The following is a 6,158-nucleotide window of genomic DNA, read 5'->3' on the forward strand; positions in this document are numbered from 1 at the left end:
GGGTGGTGCAGCGATGACGGCTCCTCCCGGCGGCCCCTACGGCCAGGGCCCTTACGGAAATCCGTATGGGCAGCAGCCCTATTGGGGCGGCCAGCCCCAGGGCGGCCAGCCCCAGGGCGGCCCGCCCCAGGGCGGCCCGCCCCAGGGCGGCCCGCCACCGTACCCGCCCACCGGCCCGTATCAGTATCCGCCCCAGGGGTATCCGCAACCGGGACAGCAGTTCCCGCCCGGGCCGTACCCGCCCGGGCCCCCGCCGGGCGGCCCCGGCTCGAAGCTGCCCTGGCTCATCGTCGGTGGCCTCGTCATCCTGGCCGTCATCGCGCTCGTGGCGACCCTGGTTGTGATGCGCGGCGGCAGCCACGGCCGGTCCCCGGCCGCCGGGCCGTCGTCGACCACCAGCACCACCAGCCAACCCAAGGGTCAGCAGACCGCCACCGATTGCACCCCGAACGTGTCCGGAGGCGAGGTACCGCGAACCGACTCGATCGCCGCCGGCAAGCTCTCGTTCCCCGCCAGCTCGGTGCCGCCCAACTGGACGGTGTTCTCCGACGACCAGAACCCGAACCTGATCGGCGCCGTGGGCGTCGCCCAGGAAGTGCCCGGGGCCAGCCAGTGGATGATGACGGCGGAGGTCGGTGTCAGCAACTTCGTCTCCAGCATGGACGTCACCGCCCAGGCGTCGAAGTTGTTGCAGTGCATCGCCAACGGGCCCGGCTATGCGAACGCGCAGCCCACGCTCGGTCCGGTGAAGTCGTCGTCGATCACCGTCGACGGGACCAAGGCCGCCCGCGCCGACGCCGACGTCACGATCGCGGACCGCACCCGCAACGTCAAAGGCGACTCCGTCACCGTCATCGCCGTCGACACCAAGCCGGTCACCATGTTCGTCGGCAGCACACCCATCGGTGACAGTGCTTCCGCGGACATCATCGGCCGGATCATCGCGGCGCTGAAGGTCGCGAAGTCCTGACGCGGCCCGCCTAGGCCGGCGCCGAGACGTGGGTGGCTTCGGATCGCCCCCGCAGAACGGTGGAATAGCACTCGGCCCAATGCGCCGCCTCGGTTTCGTCCGCCCGCTCGATGGCCGCCGCGGCACACAGGATCCGCCGGTCGGCGGTCTTGGCGAGGTCCGCCAGCCGCGCGGCCTCGTTGACCGCGTCGCCGATCACCGTGTATTCGTACCGGTTTTCGGCGCCGATGTTGCCGGCGAAGACACGGCCCGCCGAGACGCCGATGCCGAAATCGACCGGTAGCCGGCGCAGTTGGGTGCCCAGGGCGCGGGCGGTCGCCAGGGCGGCCGACGCCGGCTCGCGGGTCGGCAACGGCGCCCCGAAGACGGCCAGCGCGGCGTCCCCGGCGAATTTGTTGATCAGCCCGTGGTGTTCATCGACGGCGTTGACGACGATGCGGAAGAAATCGTTGAGGATTTCGGCAACCTCTTGCGGGGGACGGCTTTCCGCCAGTTGCGTCGAGCCCACCAGGTCGATGTAGAGGACCGCCGCCTCGACCACGTCCCCGGACAGCGATGCGCCCTCGTCGATGGCGCGTTGGGCGACGTCCGCTCCGACGTGGCGCCCGAACAGGTCGCGCAACCGGTCGCGCTCGGCCAGCCCGGCCACCATGCGATTGAAACCCGTTTGCAGACGCCCGATTTGCGAGCGCTCATACGCACCGACGTAGGTCCCGATACGGCCGTGTTCGACCTCCGCCATCGCGTCGACCACCTCGCCGAGTGGATCGGAAATGGATCGCGACGTCAAGATCATGGTCGGAAATCCGAGCACCAGCGCCGCCAGGGACACCACCAGGATCGGCACATCCAGCGATGCGGACTTCTCGATGAGCCACCCATAAGAGCGAAGGACGACCAGGGTTGCGATCACCCCGATGGGGAAGGCGCTGCACAGAAACCACAGCAGGACCAGTCGCGCGTACACGCCTGGCACGGCCATCCGCGGCTCGCAGCCCAGCGTGGCGGCGCGCATGATGGGGCGCAGGACGCGCTGCGCCAGCAGCATCGCGGTGCCGGCGGCGGCCGGTCCGCCGAGCAGCACACCGAGCGCGATGGGCAGCAGCAGCTGCGCCCCGCCGCCCAGGTTGAGCAACATGAAGATTCCGCCGGTGACGCCCCAGGCCCCGAACAGGATCGCCGACTGGCGGCCGGGCAGCTTCATCGCGGCCTCACGCTGCTTCTGGTCGGGTTCGGCGCCGGCCGCGTACCAGCGCAGCGTCGGGGCCGCGCTCAGGATCGCGGCGGCCGCGACGCCGACGATGCCCAACAGAACGAGCACGACCACCGCGGCGGTGTTGGCCCGCGCGAAGTCGGCGTTGGCCCCGACCGAAGTGTGGCCCCGCAATGGGATCAAGATGGCGGCCGCTTCGATGACGGCCAGGAAGTAGGACAGGGCGAGGTCGGCCCCGTATTCAATCGCCAACCGGCGGGCGGACTTTGGTTGCCCCGCCGACCCGTGCGGCCGGCGATTACGGAGCCGGGCGGCCGCGCGGGCCCACCGGCTGGTGCTAGGCACCGTTGTTCGGGCCGCCCGAGTTCTGGCCCGGGATGTCGGTGATCGGGAAGTTGGGCATCGGCTTGGGCGAGGACGTACTCGGCAGCGGCGGGATGTCACCAGGCGGGATGTCGTGGAGTTCGTTCGCCGGCGGCCCGTTCTCACGGCCGCCGTAGCTACTCCCCGGAGCCCGCGGGCCCAGCAGTTCGCTGACCGTCACCATCCGGTAGCCGTTGGCCTTGAGCACCGGAATGAATTGGTACACCAGGTCGACGGTGCTCGAGTAGGTGTCATGGAACAACACCACCGAACCCGGCTTGATATACGTCATCAGCATGTACCGCGTCGCCGCGGTGTTCGAGTCGTTCGCCCAGTCGAAAGGAATGACGTCCCAGAGGATTTCGGCCAGCCCGAGACGGCCCGCCGTCTGGCGCACGGCGTCGTTGGACAGCCCGCCGGCCGGTCGATACAGGTTGGGGGTCCGACCGGTGGCGGCGGCGATCGCGTCGTTGGCCTTGGAGAACTGGGCGGCGATGTCTTCGGGTGGGATCGTCACCATGTTGGGGTGTTCCCAGGTGTGGTTGCCGATCTCCATCCCGGCGTCGGCGACCTGCTTGGCCCCCGCAGGGTTCGCGGCCACCTTGTTGCCGATCTCGAAGAACGTGGCCTTCGCGCCGTTGTCCTTCAGGATCTGCAGCAGGCGGCCATCGAATGGGCTGGGTCCGTCGTCGAACGTCAGCGCGACACACTTGACCACCGAGCAACTGAGGTTGTCGGCGCGCGTCACGTGACCGGTCAGCCCCCCGATCACCAGCACCGCGACCGCTGCGACGACACCGACAACCGTGCGCCAATAGCGCCAGGCCTGGCTGTCGGGTCTTTTCGGCACCGTCGAAGTTTATCGAACGCGTGGCCAGGCGAGATGCGCCGTCACTGCGGCCCGGCGATCTCCTCGAGCATCTCGGTGACCAGCGCGGCAATCGGCGATCGCTCGCTGCGCAACAGCGTGATGTGGGCGAACAGGGGGTGGCCTTTGAGCTTCTCGATCACCGCAGCGACCCCGTCGTGCCGGCCGACCCGCAGGTTGTCGCGCTGGGCGATATCGTGCGTCAGCACCACCCGCGACCCGGCTCCCAGCCTGGACAGCACCGTCAGCAAGACGTTGCGTTCCAGCGACTGGGCCTCGTCGACGATGACGAACGAGTCGTGCAGCGACCGGCCGCGAATGTGGGTCAGCGGCAGCACCTCGAGCATGCCCCGGGAGAGCACCTCTTCCAACACGGCCGGGCTCGCCAGTCCCTCGAGGGTGTCGAAGACCGCCTGCGCCCAGGGGCCCATCTTCTCGCTCTCGCTGCCGGGCAGGTAGCCCAGCTCCTGGCCGCCCACGGCGTACAGCGGGCGGAACACCACCACCTTGCGCTGGGTGCGCCGTTCCAGCACGGCCTCCAGGCCCGCGCACAGCGCCAGCGCCGACTTACCGGTGCCGGCTTTGCCGCCCAGCGAGACGATGCCCACCGACTCGTCGAGCAGCAGGTCGAGTGCCACCCGCTGTTCGGCGGACCGGCCGCGCAGGCCGAACGCCTCGCGGTCACCGCGCACCAGTTGCACGCATTTGTCCGCGTTGACCCGGCCCAGCGCGTGCGAGCTGCCGCCGAGCAGCCGAATGCCGGTGTGGCAGGGGAGGTCTCGCGCCTCGGTCAGATCGATCTCACCCTCGGCGAACAGCGCGTCAATGTCTTCGGTTGCGGTCTCGATCTCGCGCATCCCCGACCATCCGGAGGCCACCACGTCTTGCGCGTGGTACTCGTCGGCGGCCAGCCCCACGGCGGCGGCCTTGACGCGAAGCGGAATGTCCTTGCTGACCAACGTCACTCGCTTGCCTTCGGCGGCAAGGTTGGCGGCGCAGCTCAAAATACGGCAGTCGTTGTTGTCGCTGCGGAAACCGGCGGGCAGCACCGCGGGGTCGGTGTGGTTGAGCTCTACGTGAAGCGTACCGCCTTGTGTCCCAACGGGAATGGGCTGATCGAGCCGGCCGTGCAGGAGCCGGAGGTCGTCGAACAGGCGCAACGCCTGACGGGCAAACCAACCCAGCTCGTGGTGATGCCGTTTGGCCTCGAGTTCACTGATCACCACCAGTGGGACCACCACCTCGTGCTCGGCGAACCGGCTGCACGCCCAGGGGTCGGACAGCAGCACGGAGGTGTCGATCACGTAGGTCCGGATTTCGGTCACGTAGCGCTCCTCGAGCGGGATGAGCCCGCGCGGACCCGCACAGGCATGTCGGCGGGAACTGCGACACCAGGACCGGGGCCGGTCCTTCCGTTGTGGTGACGGGAGGTGCCGCCCTGGCAGCTGAGCATGACGCTGACCATCGAGATCGACGCTACTCTCGTCGCCGCTTTGCAGCAGCGCAGGCGCGCCGACGACGGGCGCCGCGCGCGAAGATCGGCTAGGCGATGACGAATTGCTTGAGGGCGGGCTCGTCGGCCACACCCCATGCGGTGATGCGATCCGAGATCGCCTGCCGCAGCTGCTGTTGGTCGAAGATGCCCGCGGCCGCAACGTTGCGCAGCTTCTCCCGATAGGAGTCGATGTCGGCGCCGGGCACCTGCAGATCGGCCGCTCGGGCCGCGATGGCCGCGATGGTCTCGTCGCGGGTGTAGGAGAGGCAGTGCTCGATCAGGTTGGAGAAGAAGAGTTCGTGTCGCCGCTCGTCGCGCGCGATGCGGTCGATGAGCCCGGCCAGGATGGGCTCCTCGAGCTTGGCCGCCAGGTTCTCGCAGAAGACGGCGTGGGTGCGCTCGGTGAGCGCCATGTACACCAGGGTCTCGACCTGCGTGTAGGTGTCGGCGCGGTAGCCCTTCATCACGTACTGGACCCGCGCCTCCTCGTTGGCGGTCGGGTCGACCTCGCGGGTGACCACCAGGTACTCGCGCAGCGCGATGGCGTGCAGGTGCTCCTCCGCGGTCCACCGGCCCAACCAGCGGCCCCACCAGTCTTCGAGGATGAAGTGCTCGACGAGCTCGCGGTGATGACCGGCCAGGTTGTCCTTGAGCAGCAGCAGGATTTCGCACGCGTCCGTGAACTCCCGGGGCAGCGTCGCGTCGGACGGCTCCCAGTCACGTCCGCCGAGGAACGCGAAGTTCTCGCCCCGGTCGAACGGCACGTAGTCGTGAGCGAACCAGAGTTCCTCGGTGTTCAGGTGGCGGTCCATGTTGGCTTCGCACACCGGCTCGAGTTCCAGGGTCAGCGCGTTAGCGACAGGTTTCTGTGCCATGCGGTTACTGTAACTCGCGTACACAGGTTCGTGAAATCACCCGGCCCGTGTCGCGACAACTGGTGACTTTGGTCCTTTGCCGGCCCTTACGCCGCGTCTAGCGGTCGACCAGCGTCCAGTCCTCGAGGCCGTCGTACAGCGGGAAATCCCTGGCCAGGCGCGTCACGCGCTGCCGCAGCGCGGACAGATCCGCCCCGCTGCCCGCCGCAAGCGCGGTGGCGATGACGTCGGCAACCTCGGTGAACTCCGCATCCCCGAAGCCGCGGGTCGCCAGCGCCGGCGTGCCCACCCGAAGGCCCGACGTCACCATCGGCGGCCGCGGGTCGTTGGGGACCGCGTTGCGGTTGACCGTGATGCCGATCTCGTGGAGCAGG

5 protein-coding genes and 1 pseudogene are annotated in these 6,158 nt (G+C 68.8%); 1 reads left to right on the top strand and 5 read right to left on the bottom strand.

Annotated elements, in window-relative coordinates; genetic code table 11:
• The first annotated feature begins 13 nt into the window (after positions 1-13).
• Positions 14-970 carry a hypothetical protein gene (locus A5709_RS17495; protein WP_068121116.1) on the top strand — a complete coding sequence of 319 codons (957 nt, stop codon included), beginning with the start codon at positions 14-16 and terminating at the stop codon, positions 968-970.
• A 10-nt stretch (positions 971-980) separates the two neighbouring features.
• Here the strand turns inward: A5709_RS17495 and A5709_RS17500 are convergent, their stop codons facing one another.
• The 5 genes and pseudogenes from A5709_RS17500 to A5709_RS17520 all read right to left on the bottom strand — a co-directional run.
• Positions 981-2,435 (bottom strand): adenylate/guanylate cyclase domain-containing protein, encoded by a 1,455-nt coding sequence (locus A5709_RS17500; RefSeq protein ID WP_197520185.1) that lies wholly within the window; start codon positions 2,433-2,435, stop codon positions 981-983.
• A gap of 85 nt (positions 2,436-2,520) precedes the next feature.
• A complete protein-coding gene (locus tag A5709_RS17505) occupies positions 2,521-3,396 on the bottom strand; it encodes a polysaccharide deacetylase family protein (RefSeq protein ID WP_068121119.1) in 876 nt (291 codons plus the stop codon).
• A 41-nt stretch (positions 3,397-3,437) separates the two neighbouring features.
• On the bottom strand, positions 3,438-4,739 hold the full coding sequence (locus tag A5709_RS17510) for a PhoH family protein (RefSeq protein WP_068121122.1): 1,302 nt from the start codon (positions 4,737-4,739) through the stop codon (positions 3,438-3,440).
• A gap of 217 nt (positions 4,740-4,956) precedes the next feature.
• On the bottom strand, positions 4,957-5,784 hold the full coding sequence (locus A5709_RS17515) for an acyl-ACP desaturase (protein ID WP_068121142.1): 828 nt from the start codon (positions 5,782-5,784) through the stop codon (positions 4,957-4,959).
• A 97-nt stretch (positions 5,785-5,881) separates the two neighbouring features.
• Positions 5,882-6,158 (bottom strand): annotated as a pseudogene (locus A5709_RS17520) (serine hydroxymethyltransferase); the annotation flags it as partial.

This window comes from Mycobacterium sp. E1386 (assembly GCF_001672745.1).
GTDB lineage: Bacteria > Actinomycetota > Actinomycetes > Mycobacteriales > Mycobacteriaceae > Mycobacterium.